General features: G+C 33.2%; 17 protein-coding genes. 6 read left to right on the forward strand and 11 right to left on the reverse strand.

The annotated features are described in order from the left end of the window. The first annotated feature begins 60 nt into the window (after positions 1–60). Positions 61–435 (forward strand): hypothetical protein, encoded by a 375-nt coding sequence (locus ACPF9A_RS09740; protein WP_424003947.1) that lies wholly within the window; start codon positions 61–63, stop codon positions 433–435. A 71-nt stretch (positions 436–506) separates the two neighbouring features. Here the strand turns inward: ACPF9A_RS09740 and ACPF9A_RS09745 are convergent, their stop codons facing one another. The 3 genes from ACPF9A_RS09745 to ACPF9A_RS09755 all read right to left on the reverse strand — a co-directional run bounded on the left by ACPF9A_RS09745 (position 507) and on the right by ACPF9A_RS09755 (position 2,201). Next, the gene (locus ACPF9A_RS09745) at positions 507–1,151 is read right to left on the reverse strand and encodes a hypothetical protein (protein ID WP_424003949.1); all 645 of its coding nucleotides are present in this window, start codon (positions 1,149–1,151) and stop codon (positions 507–509) included. Positions 1,152–1,216: 65 nt separating this feature from the next. Next, positions 1,217–1,660 (reverse strand): GNAT family N-acetyltransferase, encoded by a 444-nt coding sequence (locus tag ACPF9A_RS09750; RefSeq protein ID WP_424003951.1) that lies wholly within the window; start codon positions 1,658–1,660, stop codon positions 1,217–1,219. A gap of 109 nt (positions 1,661–1,769) precedes the next feature. Next, the gene (locus tag ACPF9A_RS09755; RefSeq protein ID WP_424003953.1) at positions 1,770–2,201 is read right to left on the reverse strand and encodes an RpiB/LacA/LacB family sugar-phosphate isomerase; all 432 of its coding nucleotides are present in this window, start codon (positions 2,199–2,201) and stop codon (positions 1,770–1,772) included. Between the two features lie 647 nt (positions 2,202–2,848). Here ACPF9A_RS09755 and rnr point away from each other — a divergent pair. The 3 genes from rnr (at position 2,849) to ACPF9A_RS09770 (ending at position 6,491) form a co-directional block, all read left to right on the forward strand. Continuing rightward, positions 2,849–5,041, forward strand: a complete 2,193-nt coding sequence (rnr, locus tag ACPF9A_RS09760) for a ribonuclease R (protein WP_424003955.1) — start codon at positions 2,849–2,851, stop codon at positions 5,039–5,041. Between the two features lie 85 nt (positions 5,042–5,126). Then, the gene (locus tag ACPF9A_RS09765; RefSeq protein WP_424003957.1) at positions 5,127–5,804 is read left to right on the forward strand and encodes a head GIN domain-containing protein; all 678 of its coding nucleotides are present in this window, start codon (positions 5,127–5,129) and stop codon (positions 5,802–5,804) included. 6 nt (positions 5,805–5,810) lie between these two features. Beyond that, positions 5,811–6,491 (forward strand): LysE family translocator, encoded by a 681-nt coding sequence (locus ACPF9A_RS09770; RefSeq protein WP_424003959.1) that lies wholly within the window; start codon positions 5,811–5,813, stop codon positions 6,489–6,491. A 45-nt stretch (positions 6,492–6,536) separates the two neighbouring features. On the opposite strand, the gene ACPF9A_RS09775 is transcribed toward ACPF9A_RS09770, so the two are convergent. The 5 genes from ACPF9A_RS09775 to ACPF9A_RS09795 form a co-directional block, all read right to left on the reverse strand. Beyond that, on the reverse strand, positions 6,537–7,043 hold the full coding sequence (locus ACPF9A_RS09775) for an OmpH family outer membrane protein (protein WP_424003961.1): 507 nt from the start codon (positions 7,041–7,043) through the stop codon (positions 6,537–6,539). Between the two features lie 238 nt (positions 7,044–7,281). Further along, a complete protein-coding gene (locus ACPF9A_RS09780; RefSeq protein WP_424003963.1) occupies positions 7,282–8,118 on the reverse strand; it encodes a class I SAM-dependent methyltransferase in 837 nt (278 codons plus the stop codon). Positions 8,119–8,185: 67 nt separating this feature from the next. Beyond that, the gene (gene mnmG / locus ACPF9A_RS09785; protein ID WP_424003965.1) at positions 8,186–10,054 is read right to left on the reverse strand and encodes a tRNA uridine-5-carboxymethylaminomethyl(34) synthesis enzyme MnmG; all 1,869 of its coding nucleotides are present in this window, start codon (positions 10,052–10,054) and stop codon (positions 8,186–8,188) included. 5 nt (positions 10,055–10,059) lie between these two features. Then, the gene (gene ybeY, locus ACPF9A_RS09790) at positions 10,060–10,479 is read right to left on the reverse strand and encodes an rRNA maturation RNase YbeY (RefSeq protein ID WP_424003967.1); all 420 of its coding nucleotides are present in this window, start codon (positions 10,477–10,479) and stop codon (positions 10,060–10,062) included. Continuing rightward, positions 10,472–13,966 carry a DUF4175 family protein gene (locus ACPF9A_RS09795; RefSeq protein ID WP_424003969.1) on the reverse strand — a complete coding sequence of 1,165 codons (3,495 nt, stop codon included), beginning with the start codon at positions 13,964–13,966 and terminating at the stop codon, positions 10,472–10,474. The genes ybeY and ACPF9A_RS09795 overlap by 8 nt, the downstream gene beginning before the upstream one ends. A gap of 192 nt (positions 13,967–14,158) precedes the next feature. On the opposite strand from ACPF9A_RS09795, the gene gltX reads away from it, so the two are divergent. Next, positions 14,159–15,667: a glutamate--tRNA ligase gene (gene gltX, locus ACPF9A_RS09800; protein ID WP_424003971.1), complete on the forward strand. Its 1,509-nt coding sequence runs from the start codon at positions 14,159–14,161 to the stop codon at positions 15,665–15,667. A gap of 121 nt (positions 15,668–15,788) precedes the next feature. On the opposite strand, the gene ACPF9A_RS09805 is transcribed toward gltX, so the two are convergent. From ACPF9A_RS09805 to ACPF9A_RS09815, 3 genes are all read right to left on the reverse strand, one after another. Then, positions 15,789–16,184 (reverse strand): ACT domain-containing protein, encoded by a 396-nt coding sequence (locus tag ACPF9A_RS09805; RefSeq protein ID WP_424003973.1) that lies wholly within the window; start codon positions 16,182–16,184, stop codon positions 15,789–15,791. 112 nt (positions 16,185–16,296) lie between these two features. After that, positions 16,297–17,268 carry a 23S rRNA (adenine(1618)-N(6))-methyltransferase RlmF gene (rlmF, locus tag ACPF9A_RS09810; RefSeq protein WP_424003975.1) on the reverse strand — a complete coding sequence of 324 codons (972 nt, stop codon included), beginning with the start codon at positions 17,266–17,268 and terminating at the stop codon, positions 16,297–16,299. Between the two features lie 43 nt (positions 17,269–17,311). Then, positions 17,312–17,890, reverse strand: a complete 579-nt coding sequence (locus ACPF9A_RS09815; protein ID WP_424003977.1) for a PepSY domain-containing protein — start codon at positions 17,888–17,890, stop codon at positions 17,312–17,314. A 368-nt stretch (positions 17,891–18,258) separates the two neighbouring features. On the opposite strand from ACPF9A_RS09815, the gene katG reads away from it, so the two are divergent. After that, the gene (gene katG / locus ACPF9A_RS09820) at positions 18,259–20,502 is read left to right on the forward strand and encodes a catalase/peroxidase HPI (protein WP_424003979.1); all 2,244 of its coding nucleotides are present in this window, start codon (positions 18,259–18,261) and stop codon (positions 20,500–20,502) included. Positions 20,503–20,544 lie beyond the last annotated feature (42 nt).

Genomic DNA, 20,544 nt, shown 5'->3' on the forward strand with positions numbered 1-20,544 from the left:
CATATTGTTAATCAACGTTTAAAATTAGGAATTGTCCTTTTTTTTGTTATCTTGATAGGTATGGTAAAAGTAGAAAAGTCAGAAAACATAGCATTTTTAGAAAAATCAATTCAACATTTAGAAGCTACCGGTTTTGAGAATATTAAAGCTGATATGGAAGGCTATGAAACCCCTAAATCATACTCTAGAAAAGGAAAAGAAGACAATATTACACCAGATATCGTGGCCATTAAAAATGGTAGAAAATATTATTTTGATATAAGTCTTAAATCTCCAAAGACAAGATTATTGAAATCGAAATGGTTGTTTTTAGATACTTTAAGTAGAATGAACTCTAACCGATTTAGAATTATTACAACTAAGGGTCATTATAAATTTACCGACACTATGTTAGAGGATATTAACTTAACTAATAAAACTCCTATTAAAATATAAATATTATATTTTAATAACACTTATAAAAAATGCCCGCAAATTGCGGGCATTTTTATTTTTTGATTTACTTATTAAAGCTTTATCAAATTTACATATCCTGAAATAAAATTCTCTACTTGAATAGGTTCTGTAAAACGTTTGTTTTTATCATCAATGTCGATCTGAATAAAATATCTATCATCAAGATAGGCTAAGTAACTCACTTCATCAGATTCTCCTCTTATAGAACCAAAACGGGGTGATATTATTATTTCATTATTAAATTTATTTAGTGAACTAGTAAGATGTGCACCCATCAATGCTGAAGATGTTGTAGCATCAAAGGGCATTAGAGTTATATCTTTTAGTATTTTACCTGAATTACTTTGAAAATATGGATCATTAAAATCATAAATAGTTATATCTATTTCTTGACAGGTGTCTGGCATACAATATATAAATTGTAGTCTTCCTTGATAAGGATCTATTTCATTAGAACTACAATAGGTTATTTCTTTAAAAACATAACCTGCATAAATAGTTATTCTAGGAAACATCGCGTACAAATGTGCTTTTTCATTTTTACAACCAAGTTGATCTAAAGCTGTAATAACTATTTCACCTCGATCTTTTAAACTTCCACATTCAAAATTCCCGCCATCATTACATTCGTTTGATTGTGAGAAAATAGAATAAGAATTAACTAAAAAGATCAAAATAAAAAATGTCTTTTTCATAGTAATATAATATGGTTTGGTATTTATCAACTAACAATTTAATTAATCAAAATCTGTATCTATTTTTATTTTTTTATCATTCTTATATGAGGTATGCCGTCTTCTAAATAGCCGTCACCTATAGTCTTAAAACCTAAATCGTTATAAAATTTTTCAAGATAAGCTTGTGCCGAAATAAGTATTTCATTCGTATTAAAAAGTTCATCTACCGCTTTTATTGAAGCTTGCATGATAACTTTACCATAGCCATATTTTCTATACTCTTTATGTACCGCAACCCTACCAATACTTGCTCGGTCAAAATAATCACCAGGTTTAAAAATACGCGTGTATGCCACCACTCTAGCATCTTTAAATCCTATTACATGAATTGCCTTTTCATCTTTACCATCTAAATCTAGATAAACGCAATCTTGTTCTACCACAAAAATATCGCTACGCAATTGCAGAGCATTATATAACTCATGAATATCGAATTCTTTAAAAGGTAATATCTTAATATCTAACATAAATTATCTTCGTTAACTAGTATTGTTTATATCTATACCCAATTAAATATTTGATTTACAATTGGTTATAACAACTATTTTAGGTTATCAACATAGTTATAATAACTATCTACTGAAGTGGAATCTTTTCAATTCTGCGTTCATGCCTACCACCTTCAAAAGAGGCGTTTAAAAAGGTAGATACCATTTCAAGTGCTTGGGGTAAAGAAATATACCTTGCCGGTAAGCTTAGTATGTTAGCATCGTTATGTTCTCTAGCTAATTTTGTTATCTCTTTTGTCCAACATAAGGCAGCTCTTACATTTTGTTGCTTATTAGCGGTCATACAAGCCCCATTACCACTACCACAGATTATAATGCCATAAGCGGCAATACCATTTTCAACATCAAGTGCAACAGGGTGTGCAAAATCTGGATAATCAACACTATCGGTACCATCTGTACCATAGTTGATAACCTCAATCTGTATAGATTTAAGTAAACCTATTATAGCTAACTTGTATTCTGTACCAGCGTGGTCGTTACCAATAGCTATTTTCATATGCATATTATTTAAAGGTTAATAGTTCATTGTTTATAACCAGTGGGGATGGTATAAAACCATGCTAAAGGTACAATAATCAGACATTCACAACAAAAAACGAGGGGTTCACAACATTTGTTATTATCTAATTAATTTAAATTGTTAATTAGTATGTTATAAGCAAGATTACTTAATGCATAAATTGTTTAGAAAAAGTTGCTAAAAAATTTGCTTATTAAAGTTAACATCTGCTTACACTATTAATCCTCTGAAGACGAATTTAAATATTAGAAACTATTAGAGGATTTTCATCAAAATAACAACCCTAGTTAACATTAAAATTACATTTAGTTATTAATAAATTCATGTTAATAGCACTTATAAACCATGTTTAATAACTTCTCAAAATACTGATTCTCAATTGTAGATTATATAAATAGATTGTCAACAAGTATTAGTATCTCATAATGTCAAGTAATATTGAAATAAGTTATTCCAGATATTAACAAGCTATAATAATCATTAATATTTAATTTAATTTAAAAGAAAAAATGCCAATTATGATATATATGTTGATAACAACTTATTTCCTTAACTTTTCAATAAGAAGTTGATTAATAGGTAGTGGATTATAATTCGTAATTTTCCAACAAATTAAAAGTTTAATGTCGAAGAAGAATAAGAAGGCGAAGAACCATAGAAAGAACGAAATTACTAAAGGAATTTTTACAGTTCTTGAAAAGGATCCGAATAAAAGTTTCAACTATAAGCAGATTGCTGCTAAAATTGATATTACCGATGCTCAAGAAAGAAATACCCTTATACAAAGGTTGACTGAGCTGAAAGAGAAAAAAAGAATTAAAGAAGTTGATAGAGGTCAGTATCAAGTTTTAGAAGATACTAAATCTTATCACGAAGGTACTGTAGACGTTACAGGAAAAGGAAATGCATATATCGTAGCCGAAGGTATGGATGACGATATTTTTATTCCTGCTAATAAATTAAATAAAGCTTTTCATAAAGATAAAGTAGAAGTTTATATCTACCCTAGAAGTAAAAGTAAAAAACTTGAGGGTGAGATTGTAAAGATACTTGAAAGGTACAAGACGACTTTTGTTGGTATAGTTGATATGCAAAAGACTTTTGCTTTTGTACGCCCAACAGATTTTAGAATGTACACTGATATTTTTGTTTCAAAAGATAAATTAAATGGAGCAAATGATGGTGAGAAAGTTTTAGTTGAAATTACCGATTGGCCAGATGATGTAGATTCTCCTTTTGGTAAGGTTACCGAAGTATTAGGTATACCGGGCGAACATGATACCGAAATTCATTCTATTTTAGCGGAGTATGGTTTACCGTATTCTTTTCCTGCAGATGTACAGAACCTTGCCGATGGGTTAGATACCAGTATTAAAGAAGAAGAAATTAAAAAACGTAGAGATGTACGCGATGTTCTTACGTTTACCATTGATCCAAAAGATGCTAAAGATTTTGATGATGCATTATCGTTTCAAAAATTAGAGAATGGTAATTATGAAATAGGTATTCATATAGCCGATGTTTCTCATTACTTATTAAAAGATACTATTTTAGATGATGAAGCTTATGAAAGAGCAACATCTGTTTATTTAGTTGATCGCGTAGTACCTATGTTACCAGAAGTACTTTCTAATAATGCGTGTTCATTAAGACCTAATGAAGAAAAGTATACTTTTTCTGCCATATTTGAGCTAGATAAGAATGCAACCATAAGAAATCAATGGTTTGGAAGAACTGTAATCGATTCTAATGAACGTTTTGCATATGAAGAGGCTCAGTATATCATTGAGACAGGTAGTGGCGATATACCAGAAGATATATCGATAAGAGACGCAGCCTATTCTGTATCTAAAGAAGTTGTAGAGGCTACTTTAGAGATGGACAGACTTGCAAAAATTATGAGAGATAAGCGAATGGATCAAGGTGCTTTGTCTTTTGATAAAGTTGAAGTTCGTTTTAATCTTGATGAAAATAGCGAGCCAATCGGTGTTTACTTTAAAGAATCTAAAGATGCTAATAAACTTATTGAAGAGTTTATGCTATTGGCAAATAGAAAAGTGGCGGAGTTTATTGGTAAACAAAAACCAAAAAAGACTTTCGTTTACAGAATACATGATGATCCAGACCCAGATAAGTTAATGGCTTTGAACGGTATCGTTTCTAAATTCGGACATAAATTAGATTTTAAGGATAAGAAATCTATAAGTTCTTCTTTAAACCAATTACTACAAGATGTAAAAGGTAAAAAAGAACAAAATATGGTCGATACACTTACGATACGTAGTATGAGTAAAGCGATTTATACTATTGATAATATTGGGCATTATGGGTTAGCTTTTGATTATTATACTCATTTTACATCTCCGATTAGAAGATACCCAGATGTAATGGTGCATCGATTATTACAGCATTATTTAGATGGTGGAAGTTCTGTAAATGATGAAGAATTTGAGAAGAAATGTAAGCATTCTTCAGATATGGAATATTTAGCTTCAAGTGCTGAACGAGATTCTATTAAGTACATGCAGATCAAGTTTATGCAGGATCATAAAGATGAAGAATTCCGCGGAGTTATAAGTGGTGTTACAGAGTGGGGAATCTATGTTGAAATCATTGATAATAAATGTGAAGGCATGATTCGTATTAGAGACATCAAGGGAGATTATTATATCTTTGACGAGAAGCAATACGCTATCGTTGGTGAACGCACCAAAAAGAAATATACCTTAGGTGATGAGATAACCGTTATGGTTAAAAGTACCGATTTAGTCAAAAGGCATTTAGATTTTGCTTTAATTCCGGATAAGAATAATTAATTTGGAATAGATTTTGGTATTACAAGGCTGAATTGGAAAAACTATTATAAATTAAAGTTTTTCTAAAAAAATTACACGTAAAAGAATGAAACAAATAGTTGTTATAATGTTTCTCTTTGGATGTCTTTTGGTTACAGGCCAGGAAAATAAGATTACCCAAAATTTAGAGCCCTTTAAAGAATTAAAAGGATTTGATGGTTTATCTATTAATCTTATTAAATCTACAGAAAACAAAGTCATTATTACTGGTGAAAATACCAGTAAAGTAGCCGTTGTTAATAACGAAGGTATTTTGAAAATACGGATGCAAATCGGTAAAATTTTCAGTGGATATAAAACGTTTGTAGATTTATATTATACAGGAGATATACTGGTAATCGATGTTAATGAAGATGCTAGAATTGTTACTGAGCAGATTATTCAACAAGAAATATTAGAGTTAAAAGCTCAAGAAGGTGGCGAGTTGATTGTTAATGCAGAGGTTGAACAAATGTTGATAAAGTCTGTTTCTGGCGGAATTATAAGAACTACTGGGTCGTCTAACTTTCAAGATGTTCAAATAAATACAGGTGGTGTTTATGAAGGTAAAAATTTCGAAACAAACTTTTCTACAATTGATGTAAATGCAGGGTCTAGAGCAGAAATTAACGCCAGAGACTATGTAAAGGCAACAGTCAAAGCAGGTGGTGAGGTTCAAGTATATGGCAATCCAGAGAATTTAGAAGAAAAAACGGTTTTTGGCGGTACTATTAAAAGAATGTAAACGTAGATGTTAGAAGATATTCAGGCAGCAATTCCTTTAGGCTTTTTCTTAAGCTTTATGGTAGGGCCTGTATTCTTTGTTTTGTTACAAACGAGTGCTGTAAAAGGATTTCGCGCTGCTATCACTTTTGATTTAGGTGTATTATTGGCTGATATTTTATTTATCCTAGTAGCTTATTTTAGTAGTTTTCAACTCCTTGAAAATTTAAGTAATCAACCTGGGCTGTATGTCTTTGGTGGTGTAATTCTTTTAGTTTACGGGCTATTTACTTTTTTTAAAGTGGATAAAAAAGAAATACCAGATGAGTCTAAGAAGATTAGAAAATCAGATTTTTTAGGTCTTTTTATAAAAGGCTTTTTACTCAATTTTATTAATATTGGAGTTCTTGTATTCTGGTTGGGTATTATAATTATTATAGGACCAACATTAGATAATCATCCAAATAGATTCTTTACTTTTTTTGCTACTGTACTACTTTCTTATTTTATAACAGATATTTTTAAAATACTTTTAGCTAAACAGTTAAAGAGAAAATTAACGGTTAAAAGAATTGTATTTATAAAGAAGATTATTGGGATTATATTAGTGATATGTGGCATTGTTCTTATTGTAAAGGGATTTTTACCTAAAGATCAATTTAATATTGAACATGAATTAGAAAGATTCGAAACTAATTCAATAGAATAAAAAAAGCCGGTCATTGACCGGCTTTTCTATGTATGTAGTTAAGTTTTATTTCTTGTAGTTATCGTTAAGTAACTTCACAATCTCATCGGTTAAGTCATTAGTATCTTTACCATAAAGAACACTACCACCGTCTCCTCCACCAAGAATGTAAGAGTAACCTTTTGATTGACCGTAAGCCTTTATTTCTTTTTTAACTTTCGAAACTATACTATCCATTTCAGTTTGACCTTCCATTTGTAATTGTTGGTCTTGTTGTTGAAGTTGTTGACCAATAATTTGACCTCTTTGCTGCATTGCTGCATATTCTTCTTGAGCTTTTGTTTGAGACATTGATTGAGCTTTAGCTTGAAAAGCTTGTGCTTCAAATTGAAAAGCTTGAGATATACTATCTCTAGTTTTTGCTAAGGCATCTGCCTTAACTTTAAATTTAGATTCTACATCAATTTTTTGTTGATACTCATCCATCAATTTTACGTTATCTACGTATCCAATTTTTTCTTGTTGGCAAGAGGCTAGCAATGCGATAGCGAAAATTACAATTAGGTTTTTCATTTTTTCATTTTTATGTGGTGCAAAAGTAATAAAGCTTTTAGAATGAAAATATTTTTAAATCGAGATAAATGATGAGATTTAAGCAGTAATAGATAATACTTATAATAAATCTTTAAAATATTGATTTTATTTATTTTTTACAGTCATTTTAAGGCTTATTTAAAGCATTTTTATTATTTATCTAATATAGTATATAGATTTAATTAAATAATTAGTTAAAACGTCTTTAAATAGGTTTTTACTCTTTTTTTAGGACATATATTAGGGAAGAATACTCTCCTGTTGACTTTGCCTTCATATTTGAACGGAAACCTCTATAAAACGCTCTTAAGTAATTTGAAGAACCAGTTTTATATTTTTCTGATAATAGTGAAACGTAGTAAGAATCAAAATACATTGGTAGCGTTTTAACTACTTCTATTTTCTTACTTGTAAAAATATTTTTTATTGCATTTTGTGAAAAGTGCCAAAGATGTCTTGGTGTATCATAAGCCGCCCAAAACTCTTTGTAGTATTGAGCGTCATATGATTTGTAATTTGGAACAGCAATTATGAGTGTCCCGTTTTTATCTAACAGAGATGTTATTTTGTTTATCTGTTTGTCTAAATCTGGTAAATGTTCTAGTACATGCCACAGGGTAATTACTTCAAATTTTCTATCATTTAGATCTTCTAATGATTTATAAACTTCTAGTTTTTTGTCTACTGCTTTCTTTCTTGCACTATCGTTTAACTCTACTCCTACTGTTTTCCAATTTTGGTTTTTTGCATTAATTAGAAATTCCCCAGTTCCACATCCTATGTCAAGTAATTTTTTTTGAGTGTTGGAATATTTATTTAGGAGTTTAACTTTTTTGTTTAAGGTATATTTTTTTACAGTTTGATAAACTTTTTCAAGTAGACTATTTCCATTATCAGAATGTGAAATGTAATTATTAGGGTCGTAGTATTTTTCTAAATTATTAGGTGCAGGTTTTGTAACGAGCATCTCTGAATTAGAATCATATTCTAATTCAAAGATTTCCTGCGTTACCAAATAATCTTTGGTTGTTATTTTTGATATGTTGTTAGCCATGTTTTAATTAAAAAATGCGGAATCTGATACTATAATTTTTCAATTGTTCCACGTGGAACAATTCGCCCTACCTTCCAAGAAAAACTAAAAGTACACTGATGTCACTCGGAGTAACTCCGCTAATTCTTGAAGCTTGAGAAATGGTAACCGGTTGAATTTTTGTCATTTTTTCTCTTGCTTCAAACGATAAAGATTTCAATTTTGAGTAATCAAAATTAGCAGGAATCTTTACTGCTTCTAGTCTATGAAGTTTGTCAGCATTTACTTTTTCCTTTGCAATGTAACCAGAGTATTTTATTTGTACTTCTGCCTGTTCAAGTATTTCACCATCAAAATTATTTTCTTTTACAAAGTTAGATACTTCATCTAATTGCAGCATGTGATCCATTGTTACATTAGGTCTCGAAAATGCTTTGTACATTTTGTCAGACTGTTTTACTAAAGCAGAATCAACACTTTCGAAAATAGGATTAATGTCTTTTGGCAATACACTTGTTTCTTTAAAGAAGTTAACAAGAGCTTCAGATTGTTCTAGTTTTTGCTCCATCCTTTTCATTCTTTCATCTGTAGCAAAACCTATAGCGTGACTTAAAGGTGTTAATCGTAAATCAGCATTATCTTGTCTAAGTAAGGTTCTATACTCCGCACGAGATGTAAACATTCGATATGGTTCTTCCGTTCCTTTTGTAATTAAGTCATCTATTAAAACTCCAATATATGCTTCATCTCTTTTTAGAATTAAAGGGTTTTCCTCCTTCAATTTTAAGTGCGCGTTTATACCTGCCATTAATCCTTGCGATGCTGCTTCTTCATATCCGGTAGTTCCATTTATTTGTCCTGCGAAATATAAGTTTTTAACTAGCTTAGTTTCTAACGTATGTTTCAATTGTGTTGGCGGAAAGTAATCGTACTCTATGGCATAACCTGGTCTAAAGAATTTTACTTTTTCAAAACCTACCACAGAACGTAGTGCTTTGAATTGAACATCTTCTGGTAAAGAAGTTGAAAATCCGTTTACATATACTTCTACAGTTTCCCAACCTTCAGGTTCAATAAACATTTGGTGACTGTCTTTATCTGCAAATCGGTTTATTTTATCTTCAATAGATGGGCAGTATCTCGGTCCTAAACTTTTTATTCTACCGTTGAACATTGGTGATCTATCAAAACCTTCACGTAACAAATCATGAACCATTGCACTTGTATGTGTCATGTAGCAATCACGTTGATGTGCTAATGGTTTTGTATTTGTATAAGAGAATTTTTCAGGAATTGCATCACCAGGTTGAACGATCATTTTAGAATAATCTAAAGATCGACCATCTACCCTTGGCGGAGTTCCTGTTTTCATTCTTCCACTTTCAAAACCTAATTCAACTAATTGTTCTGTTATTCCAGTGGCTGCTTTTTCTCCTGCTCTACCTCCACCAAATTGTTTTTCACCAATATGAATAAGTCCGTTTAAGAAAGTTCCGTTAGTTAATACAACAGCTTTTGAACGTATGTCAATTCCTAAAGAGGTTTTTACACCAACTACTTTGTGATTTTCTATTAACAATCCAGAAACCATTTCTTGATAAAAGTCTACGTTCGGTGTGCGTTCCAACATCAAACGCCACTCTTCTGCAAAACGCATTCTATCGTTTTGTGTTCTTGGACTCCACATTGCAGGTCCTTTAGATTTGTTAAGCATCTTAAATTGTATGGCAGATTTGTCAGATACAATTCCACTATACCCACCAAGAGCATCTATCTCTCTAACAATTTGTCCTTTTGCAATTCCACCCATTGCTGGGTTACAAGACATCTGTCCTATATTTTGCAAATTCATGGTTACTAATAAGGTTTTTGAACCCAAGTTTGCAGCTGCTGCTGCCGCTTCTGCACCGGCGTGTCCTCCGCCAACTACAATTACATCATATTCTTCTCCAAACATATCTTCTATTGTTCCACGTGGAACAGCTTTATTTTTTCTTCTTCTTTAGCGCGCATTTCGGCAGTAGCTGCATCCGATTTATCCGAATAACCCATAAGGTGTAAAACCCCATGAATCATTACGCGTTTTAATTCATTATCAAATGAAACATTAAACTCTTCTGCGTTTTCTTTCACGCGGTCAATTGAAATATATAGGTCGCCCGATACATTTTTTCCTGACACATAATCAAAGGTGATAATGTCTGTTAGATAATCGTGTTGTAAGTAATCTTGATTTATTTTAAGCAAGTAGTCATCACTACAAAAAATGTAGTTGAGTTCAATTATAGAAAACCCTTCGGTATTACAAGATTCTGTAATCCATGAATCGAAGTTATTTTCTGCTACAAGTTTAAATTCTGTTAGGTAATTGTAATTAATCATTTGCTTTGAAGTACTCTTTAACCTTAGATTGAAAATTTTGCCGCAAAGGTAAGCTTTGCCTATTTAAAATTTCAACTTCATTAAGATAATTATCTAATAATGAGGGTTTAGTAGTAATAGGATTTGTGAAGTCTTTGGTATTCCTATTACTTTCTCGCTCAGATTTCTCTCCTTGCTTAAGTGCTGCGTTCTCTAATTTCAACAATTCATACTGTATAGTATTGGCTTTGTTGATGGTACGTTGTGTTATTCCATTTTCTAAAAGGTCGTTCTCAAAATCTTCCATCTGTTTGATCAATTTTTGACCTAGTTTTTGGTCGCCAGAATTAATCATATTTTCAAGTTGTTTTTCTAGTTCTTGCCTTAATTTTTGCTGATTTTGATAGATTTCGTATATTTCTTTTAATTCGGTTTCACTCATTGCCCCTTGCCCTTGCCCGTTTGTAGCGTTAGACCCATTATTTCCTTGACCGTTTTCTCCACCCTGTCCATTTTCACCATTTTTTCCACTTTTTCCTTCTCCATTTTTACCGTTTTCACCGTCGCTTCCGTTCTCTCCATCTTTTCCATTAGCCCCCTGTTTACCACGTTCCCCTTGTTTTCCACCTTCACCATTTTCTCCATTTTTACCCTTTTTTCCTTCCCCATTTTTTCCTTCTTCACCTTCACTCCCCGATTTACTTTTTTGACCCATTTTTTCACCTAATTGTTGTTGACCTTTGATGATATCTGGTAATTGAAAACCACCTTCGCTTTGTCCAGAACCTTTTCCCATTTGCATGCTAGAATTCATATTGTCCATTACTTCTGCGAGAAAATCTGCAAGGCTATTTGCCGCTGTTAGCACATATTTCTGATGAGAAATCCCTTGAAACATTTGACCATCTGCCATGGTTTCTAAAGATTTATCAATGTTGTAGTATACTTCCGTAATTTGTTCGTTTACAAATTCTGAAAGTTCAGCTTGCCTAAGTGATAATGCAAAAAGACTATCATCGACATGTTCGAATAAACCTTTTAATTCATTTTGATCGCGAACTGTTTCAGAATATTGAGTAGCATCTTGGTCTTCTCTAGCTGTTAGTCGGTCATATAAAGTTTCTTGTTTAAATGAAAATATGATAAGGTTATCAAGAATTTGTCTCAACATTTCTGCATCTTCAGTTACAGATGAACCACCGCCTGCACCAGAAGATGATTCGCTTAGTTGTTCACTCATTTCTTTCATCTTATCTGCGGCAGATTTTTGCTTTTTATTTGCGTCAGAACTGGTTGGTTTATTTTGGTCCTCAGAGGTATTTTTTTCAAGTTCTTCAAGTGCCTCTTTTTGGTCTTCTTCAACACTCTCTTTTTTCCCTTTTCCGATATTTATATCAATTGGTTTTTTGAGCTTTTCATTGTCCTTTTTTAGATCGTCTAGTTCAGCTGAAATTTTATCAAATTCCTCATTTAGTTCTTTCTGTTTTGCAGCGGTATTATTTTCATTTTTTTGTTCTGAAAGCTCTTCTTGTTTTTTAGCTAACTCTTCTAAATCGCGTGCAATCTGAGATGCCTTTTCTGTAACATAATACCGTTTGGTTAATTCTAATAACTGTTCAAGGCTACGTTGACTATTTTGTTGTTTTTTTCCTAGTTCTTCTAATTTTTTGGTAAGGTCTTCCTTCTTTATTTTATCAGCTACTTTATTAAGTTCTTCAAGGAGTTGCTGGTTTTTTCTAGCTTGTTCTTCTTGTCGTTCTAAACGTTCTTGTAACAATTGGTTTAATTTGTCATCTTTGTTTTCTTTATTCAAATTTTCTTTTAATTCTTTACTGAATTTTTGCATGAGTTGTTCTTGCTGTTCTTGCTTTTTTAAGTAGTCTTTTATTTGATTTTTATCATTAAAATTTAGACTGTTTTTTTCTTTATGATTTTGGTTAATCTCTTCTAAAGATTCTTTCTGCTCTTTAGATTTTTGTAACGATTTATCAAGGTCTTTTATTAGTGATTGTTGAGACTCTAAATCCTTATTTTTTAATTGATTTTCATCTAGCAATACTTGTTGGTATATTTGACTTTTTGTTGTCTTACCATTATGTATAGCATCGTTGTCTGTAACCTCGAAATAAAAGCCATAATTTTTGCCTGCTTCAAGTTCTAAACCAGAGGGGAAAGTGTAATAAAATTGCTCATAGTTTGAAGTAGGTTTCAATAAGTTTAAGGTATTCTTCTTTTCTTCTTTTCCAACTTCAAAATACACAACATCTATTTTGCGTAAACCATAATCATCAGTTGCGTTTCCGGTGTAATAAGAAACATTCGGATTCAAACTATCTAGAACTTGATTAACCTTGATTGTAGGGTAACTATCTTTAATTACTTTAAGATTATAGGTTAGACGTTCGTAGTCTTCAACATTTTTGTTGGTTGTTGTTAGTTCATAATTAAATTCATTGTAAATGGGTTTTTCTAATTCGAACGTATTATTTTCTCTTGCAAGCTGTATTACTGTGTCTTTTGTAGTGAGATTAATCTCATCGGTATTTTCACCTTTTATTTTCCATTGTATTTTGGTACCTTCAGGTATTACAGCGTTTCCCGTGCTTTTTATACTTTCATTCGATTTGTTTAGATACGAAGGATATGTAAGATCCATGGTGAAATCTAAGATGGAAGGTGTCTCTAAAGCTGTAAGTGTATATTCTCTAGAATCTACCTCATTTGCTTTGAATTTAAAGTTTGTGGTAGTTATCGGGGGTGTGAATATATATTCATAGAATCCATTGTTTTGTTGCAAAAGAATCTGTTTGCCATCTATTTCTATATACACATTTTCAGGTTTTACTTCACCTTTTGTAGTAACCTGTATGGTAAAGGTTTCATCTTGTAATGTTTTTAAATTATCTGATAATAGTTCGAATTGAAATGGTGCGGGTTTTTCATACGCCATCTCATAGTTCACAACCCGTTCATAAGTGCCAAAAAAACTGTTCCAATTACCTGACACGAACAATAGCCCTATTATGGCAATCGGAATTATAGCATATTTCAAGTATTTTAGGGATTCTTTAAAATCTATAGCATTCGAAAACGGAATTGGGTCTAGCTGTTTTGATTTCTGGTTTATACTTGCGAGCAATAATTCTGACTGTTGCGGGTCATTTGCTAGATCTAGTAAATTTGTCAGCTTATCTCCTACTTCAGGAAAATGCCTCCCGATCATTTGAGCTGCATCTTTTGGACCGATACCCTGTTTTAGTTTAAATAAGTAGAATATTGGGATAAAAATGTATTTGAAGAGTAGAAATAACTCTACGGCTATAAAAATTCCGAAAAGTATCATTCTTCCCGTTGTATTCATCCACAGAAAATATTCTACTCCTAAAATCAATAAAAAAAATAGTAATCCGAAGGCTATAAATAATAATATACCTTTCAGTAGAACTTGAGAGTAGTGTTTTTGAATAAACTGATTTAATCGCTCTAAAATGTTCTGATAGTCTTGCAATTGTTCTTTTTTATACCAAGATAACGGTTATCACCAATGTTTGTTGGGAAATATTTGTTAAATCAAAACACTGTGTATTTGATAACTACGCATCTAACAGTAATTTTTCAAGATGAGGACATTAAAATCCTATTTATAAATCTTTAGATACAAAGTAGCGGTTATGTATCTTTGTGGTCTTATAAAAAAAGTATGTCGAAGAAAGTTCGTGTTCGTTTTGCCCCTAGTCCTACTGGGCCTTTACATATTGGTGGAGTTCGTACCGCTCTATTTAATTATTTATTTGCCAAAAAACATGACGGCGATTTTATTCTTAGAATAGAGGATACCGACCAGAATAGGTATGTAGAAGGTGCCGAGCAGTATATTATTGATTCTTTGAATTGGTGCGGTATTCCTTTTGACGAAGGCATAGGTAAAGACGGCGGTTTTGGACCATATAGACAGAGCGAGCGTAAATCGTTATATAAAAAATATGCCGATGATTTAATTGAAAGTGGTCATGCATATTACGCCTTCGATAGTGCCGAAAGTTTAGATGCGCATAGAAAAGAGCATGAAGAAAGCGGAAAAACATTTATATATAACTGGCATAATAGATTAAAACTTGACAATTCGTTGTCATTAATGCCAGAAGAAGTTAAAAATCGCTTAGATAATGGTGATGATTTTGTAATTCGATTTTTAAATCCACCAGATGAAAAATTACATTTAAAAGACTTAATTCGAGGTTCAATTCAAATAGACACCAACGTTTTAGACGACAAGGTATTATTTAAGAGTGATGGTATGCCAACCTATCATTTGGCTAATATTGTTGATGATCACTTAATGGAAATTACTCATGTAATTCGTGGTGAAGAATGGTTGCCTTCTATGGCGTTACACAAACAATTGTATGATGCATTTGGTTGGGATGCTCCAGAATTTGCACACCTACCTTTGATTATGAAACCGGTTGGAAAAGGAAAGTTGAGTAAACGTGATGGTGAAAAAATGGGTTTCCCTGTTTTTCCGCTTTCTTGGAACGAATCTATTGGATATAAAGAATCAGGCTATTTTCCTGAAGCGGTTATAAATTTCTTGGCTTTATTGGGTTGGAATCCTGGTACGGAACAAGAATTATTTTCTTTAGATGAATTGGTAGAAGCCTTTAGTTTAGAGCGTGTAAATAAATCTGGAGCGCGTTTTGACCCAGAAAAGACCAAATGGTACAACCAACATTATCTTCAGCAAACAGCTGATAATGAGTTAGCTAAATTGTACTTACCAATGGTAAATGCTCATATTTCAGGTAGCGAAAATGCGAGTTTAGACTATGTAACAAAGGTAGTTACGCTGATAAAAGAACGTGCAGTTTTTGTGTCAGATTTTTGGGAATTAAGCGATTACTTTTTTATAGCACCTACTGAATACAATGAGAAAGCAGCGAAAAAACAATGGAAAGAGGATACCTCTTCAATCATGAACGATCTTATTTCAGTACTAAAACCAATAGATGATTTTTCTTCTGAAAATACTGAGACCATAGTAAAAGCGTGGATTGCCGAGAAAGAATTGTCCTTTGGAAAAGTGATGCCTCCTTTACGCCTATTCTTAGTTGGTGATATGAAAGGACCTCATATTTTCGATATCATGGCGATGATAGGTAAAGAGGAAAGTATTTCTAGAATAGAATCAGCTTTAAACAAATTGGGATAAATATAATTTTCAGGAAAACGAAGTAAATATTACGGGCTTATTCAGCATATAATACTCTGAGGTTTTCCTGAAAATTTTATAAAGGTTCTTTTCAAGCGCTATTGGGCTTTTTATGGGAGGTTTACTCTTTTGAAAATTCACCCAAAACTTCCATAGCTTTTTCGGTATCTTTAGTAGCTACAAAAATGTGGTCGTGATAATAGGCAGCAACTACATTACAACTTATGTTGTATTTTGTTAATGCAGTAGAAACGGCAGCTGTTAAACCAACAGCATCTAATGCAGAATGAACGGTTAAAGTAATCCATGATGCGACGAATTCGTAGTCGAATTTTAATTCATCCGCTTTTTCTTTTTTAAGTATAATGGTGACACCTTCTGTTTCTTTAAACTCGAATAAAATATCGTCTCTAGAAATTTGTGAGATATCTTGAAGAGTCAAGAAAACATAAGTTCCTTCGTTCAAACTTGGTTTTAAACTCTTCAATAGAATAGTAAGATTAGTTTCTCCTGCCATTTTAACTTATTTGCTGTGTTTTCAAAAAAAATTCGACCCTTCGGGTCTATTTATTAAAGAAGACCGTTTAAAAGCTTCTATTCTCAATCGAATATGGGCCATTGCGAAATTTTTATTCTGCTTTCCATCTGTCTGATGACCAGGTTTCCATTTCTGTTGTAGATAGAAATGTCCATGCAATTATTCTGCTTAGTTTATTACCCTGGCCCATAGGGGTGGTTTTATGCTCAATAACTCCTACTTTTTCTAATCTGTCATAAAACGCACGTAGATTCGATTGCTTTGAAACCAAAGTTGAAAACCATGCGCAATTTTTAGCATATTGAGCACTTTCATTTATCATGTTAAGTACAAAACGTTTTTCACCCCCGTCTGTCCAAAGTTCGCCGCCTTGTCCGCTAAAATTTAACTCCGGTTTCTTAACCCTTTTTTTCTTCAGATTACTCAATTTTCGTAATGTACCCGCCTCTGCCTCTGCTTGCGTGGCATGAAAAGGAGGATTACAAATAGCTAAATCGACTTTTTCATCAGCATTTAAAACTCCCGAAAATATATGCTCGGGTTTCGATTGTAGTCTAAATTCAACCTTACCATGCAAAGAAGGGTTTGAGGTCACTATTTTTTGTGCAGCCTCTAATGCCTTTGGGTCGATATCGGTACCTATGAACGACCAGCCGTAAGTGTTATTTCCGATTATTGGGTAAACACAATTTGCGCCGACCCCGATATCTAAACAAGTAATGTTTTCTCCTTTAACTAATTTTCCATTATTACTGGCGGCTAAAACATCTGCAATATGATGTATATAGTCGGCTCTGCCCGGTATTGGCGGACACAAAAAACCATCTGGTATATCCCAGAAATCTAAGCCGTATTGAGAAATTAAAATTGCTTTATTAAGGGCTTTTACGGCAATGGGATTAAAAAAGTCTATCGTTAAGTTTCCGTATTTGTTTTTCTCTACAAACGGCTTTAAATCAGTGTTTATTAATTTAAGCGCTTTTAGATCGTAACGACCGGTATGTTTATTTCTTGGGTGTAATGTGGGCTTTTCTGCACCCTCATTTTTTTTCGTATCTGCCATAGTTAATCAGCCTTAATTGAGACCCCAAAGCTAACCCTAATTTTTAAGCAGTTGTATTATTTCTTCGCATGCGCTTTGGACCGTACCACAACCAGAAACCTGTAATCGTAAACAGCAGGAGCGCCAAACCCATTATAGATGTGTAGAAAACCTTAATTTGTTTGTTACTGGTACCTAAGTAATCATCTAAAATAGAACCATCATGAACTTGTTCTATTAGGTCAGAATATCTTCGTTCTATATGTAGCAATTTACCTGTAGCACCATCTAATTGTAATCCCCAAAAATGATTTTCATATACGAATTTGACCATCCCTTTGTCTTTCCTTATATCAATTCTATCAATTTTGGTTGACAATTCTGGTGATACGTTTTCTAAAAGATACAAATTGGCGAGAGTGTGTAAACTATCAATAGGTAGCCAATGTTTTAATTCGGTCGAAGTACCTTCATATGATTTTGATAATAGTATTCCCCCACTGTGTTTTTTCCAGCCTAAAAGAAGTCCGGTTATTGAAATAATAAAGAAGAAAATAAATAATGCTGCGCCTGTTGTTCTATGTACTTTTCGAAAAATACGTAACCATTTAGCTTGTATTTGTCTTTTAGATGACTCCGCCATAAATAACAATGATATAGCTATGCAATATAACTAGATTTTGCAGGCTCGAAGAGTCCAAAAATGTTAAAAGAATCGCTGCTTAGCTAAAATCTATTGAGATTTATTACACGTTAATTAATTCTAATTTCGAAAAGCGTTTTGCAAAACCTTTTGATTAATAGTAGTATAGTTATATTTTCTTGAGAAAAGAGGAAAATGTTAAGTAGGATAATCCGTATATTTAAGTGCCATATTTAGAAAAGAGGATGCTAGATAAATCCCCATATAATTACACAATAAGATTTATCTATTAAAATCTAAATTACCATAAGTTAATTATCGATAATTTTACTGTACAGAATTAAATACAACTAAAAATAAATATAATCATGAGTAGTACTAACGGAAAAGGTGAAGCTTGGGATGTTAATGATCCTGCAGCAGCGAGTTGTCCATTTTTAAATGGCGAAATGCATCAAGCAGCTGGTGGCGGAACAACCATTAAAGATTGGTGGCCAAATATGTTAAATCTTAATATTCTGAGATTGCATTCGAAAATGGCTGACCCAATGGATGATGATTTTAATTATACCGAAGAGTTTAAATCTTTGGATTTAGCAGCTATAAAAAAGGATTTAACTGAGTTAATGACCAATAGTCAAGACTGGTGGCCTGCTGATTATGGGCATTACGGACCATTCTTTATCCGTATGGCTTGGCATAGTGCAGGTACTTACCGAATTTCAGATGGTAGAGGCGGTGCAAGTTCAGGAAACCAACGTTTCGCGCCATTAAATAGCTGGCCAGATAATGCCAATTTAGATAAGGCTAGATTATTACTATGGCCAATAAAGCAGAAATATGGAAAGAAAATTTCTTGGGCAGATTTAATGATTTTGACCGGTAATGTTGCTCATGAAAGTATGGGTTTACCAATGTTCGGTTTTGCTGGTGGTCGCGAGGACATTTGGCAGCCAGAAGAAGATATTTATTGGGGATCTGAATCTGAATGGATGGGAAACAAGCAACGTTATGATGGCGATGGTTTGGAGTTAGAAAATCCACTTGGTGCTGCACATATGGGCTTAATATATGTTAATCCTGAAGGGCATAATGCAAACCCTGACCCATTAGAAGCTGCTCATTATATTAGACAGACATTCAAAAGAATGGCGATGGACGATTATGAAACAGTTGCCCTAATTGCTGGTGGACATACATTTGGTAAAACACACGGCGCCGCTAGTCCTGACGATTATGTTAGTTCTGAACCAGCTGCGGCAGATATTACGGAACAAGGTTTAGGATGGAAGAATAGTTTTGGTACTGGATCAGGTGCCGATACAATTACAAGTGGCATAGAAGGTGCTTGGACTCAGACACCCACGAAATGGAGTCACTATTATTTCCAAAATTTATTCGGTTTCGAATGGGAATTAACGAAGAGCCCGGCTGGTGCATGGCAATATAAGCCTGTTGGTGATGCGGGCGCTGGTGAAATGCCAGATGCACATATTCCTGGTAAAACACACCAGCCGTTTATGTTGGTTACCGATTTGTCTTTACGTGTAGATCCTGCTTATGAAAAGATTTCTAGAAACTTTTTAGAAAATCCAGATGAGTTTAAAGATGCTTATGCAAGAGCATGGTATAAATTGACACACCGTGACATGGGTCCTGCAGATCGCTATTTAGGTCCAGAAGTTCCAAAAGAAGAATTACTTTGGCAAGATCCAGTGCCGGCAGTTGATTTTGAATTGATTAATGATGCTGATGTTGCTGGGTTAAAGAAAACTATTTTGTCTTCTGGTCTTTCAACTTCTGAATTGGTTTCTACTGCTTGGGCATCTGCTTCTACTTTTAGAGGATCGGATAAACGTGGTGGCGCTAATGGTGGTCGTGTTCGCTTAGCTCCTCAGAAAGATTGGAAAGTAAATAACCCAACGCAATTAGCGAAGGTAACTTCTATGTTAGAGAAGATTCAAAAAGATTTTAACGATAGCCAGTCAGGTAATAAGAAAGTTTCTTTTGCTGATTTAGTAGTACTTGCAGGTTCTGCGGCAGTAGAAAATGCGGCTAAATTAGCAGGTTTTGATACTACTGTTGCATTTACAGCCGGTCGTACCGATGCTACTCAAGAGAAAACCGATATTGAAGCTTTTGATGCGCTTGAGCCAATAGCTGACGGATTTAGAAACTACACGAAACAAAAACTATCTGTTCAAGCTGAAGAGTTATTGATTGATAGAGCGAACTTGTTAACCTTGACTGCACCAGAAATGACAGTTCTTATTGGCGGACTTCGAGTGTTGGGAGCTAATTATAATGGTTCTAACAACGGAGTGTTTACTGATAAGCCAGGTTTACTTACCAATGATTTCTTTATTAATTTACTGGATATGGGTACTACTTGGAAGGCTACTTCTGACAATGACACCGTATTTGAAGGAAGCGATCGTAAAACAGGTACTGTAAAATGGACAGGTACTAGAGCTGATTTAATTTTTGGTTCTAATTCAGAGTTACGCGCTTTAGCCGAAGTTTATGGCACAGAAGATTCGAAACAAAAATTTGTTCGCGATTTTAGTAGAACATGGACGAAAGTGATGAATTTAGATCGTTTTGATATTTAATAGTAAACTTAACCCTGCAAAAAAGGCAGCTCGAAAGAGCTG

It is taken from the genome of Maribacter sp. IgM3_T14_3 (assembly GCF_049603095.1).
Taxonomy (GTDB): Bacteria; Bacteroidota; Bacteroidia; order Flavobacteriales; family Flavobacteriaceae; genus Maribacter.

Excerpts from the sequence above, each read along its gene's own strand:
- ACPF9A_RS09740 (WP_424003947.1), top strand. The coding sequence starts at position 61 with ATGGTAAAAGTAGAAAAGTCAGAAAACATAGCATTTTTAGAAAAATCA.
- ACPF9A_RS09745 (WP_424003949.1), bottom strand. The coding sequence starts at position 1,151 with ATGAAAAAGACATTTTTTATTTTGATCTTTTTAGTTAATTCTTATTCT.
- ACPF9A_RS09750 (WP_424003951.1), bottom strand. The coding sequence starts at position 1,660 with ATGTTAGATATTAAGATATTACCTTTTAAAGAATTCGATATTCATGAG.
- ACPF9A_RS09755 (WP_424003953.1), bottom strand. The coding sequence starts at position 2,201 with ATGAAAATAGCTATTGGTAACGACCACGCTGGTACAGAATACAAGTTA.
- rnr (WP_424003955.1), top strand. The coding sequence starts at position 2,849 with ATGTCGAAGAAGAATAAGAAGGCGAAGAACCATAGAAAGAACGAAATT.
- ACPF9A_RS09765 (WP_424003957.1), top strand. The coding sequence starts at position 5,127 with ATGAAACAAATAGTTGTTATAATGTTTCTCTTTGGATGTCTTTTGGTT.
- ACPF9A_RS09770 (WP_424003959.1), top strand. The coding sequence starts at position 5,811 with ATGTTAGAAGATATTCAGGCAGCAATTCCTTTAGGCTTTTTCTTAAGC.
- ACPF9A_RS09775 (WP_424003961.1), bottom strand. The coding sequence starts at position 7,043 with ATGAAAAACCTAATTGTAATTTTCGCTATCGCATTGCTAGCCTCTTGC.
- ACPF9A_RS09780 (WP_424003963.1), bottom strand. The coding sequence starts at position 8,118 with ATGGCTAACAACATATCAAAAATAACAACCAAAGATTATTTGGTAACG.
- mnmG (WP_424003965.1), bottom strand. The coding sequence starts at position 10,054 with ATGTTTGGAGAAGAATATGATGTAATTGTAGTTGGCGGAGGACACGCC.
- ybeY (WP_424003967.1), bottom strand. The coding sequence starts at position 10,479 with ATGATTAATTACAATTACCTAACAGAATTTAAACTTGTAGCAGAAAAT.
- gltX (WP_424003971.1), top strand. The coding sequence starts at position 14,159 with ATGTCGAAGAAAGTTCGTGTTCGTTTTGCCCCTAGTCCTACTGGGCCT.
- ACPF9A_RS09805 (WP_424003973.1), bottom strand. The coding sequence starts at position 16,184 with ATGGCAGGAGAAACTAATCTTACTATTCTATTGAAGAGTTTAAAACCA.
- rlmF (WP_424003975.1), bottom strand. The coding sequence starts at position 17,268 with ATGGCAGATACGAAAAAAAATGAGGGTGCAGAAAAGCCCACATTACAC.
- ACPF9A_RS09815 (WP_424003977.1), bottom strand. The coding sequence starts at position 17,890 with ATGGCGGAGTCATCTAAAAGACAAATACAAGCTAAATGGTTACGTATT.
- katG (WP_424003979.1), top strand. The coding sequence starts at position 18,259 with ATGAGTAGTACTAACGGAAAAGGTGAAGCTTGGGATGTTAATGATCCT.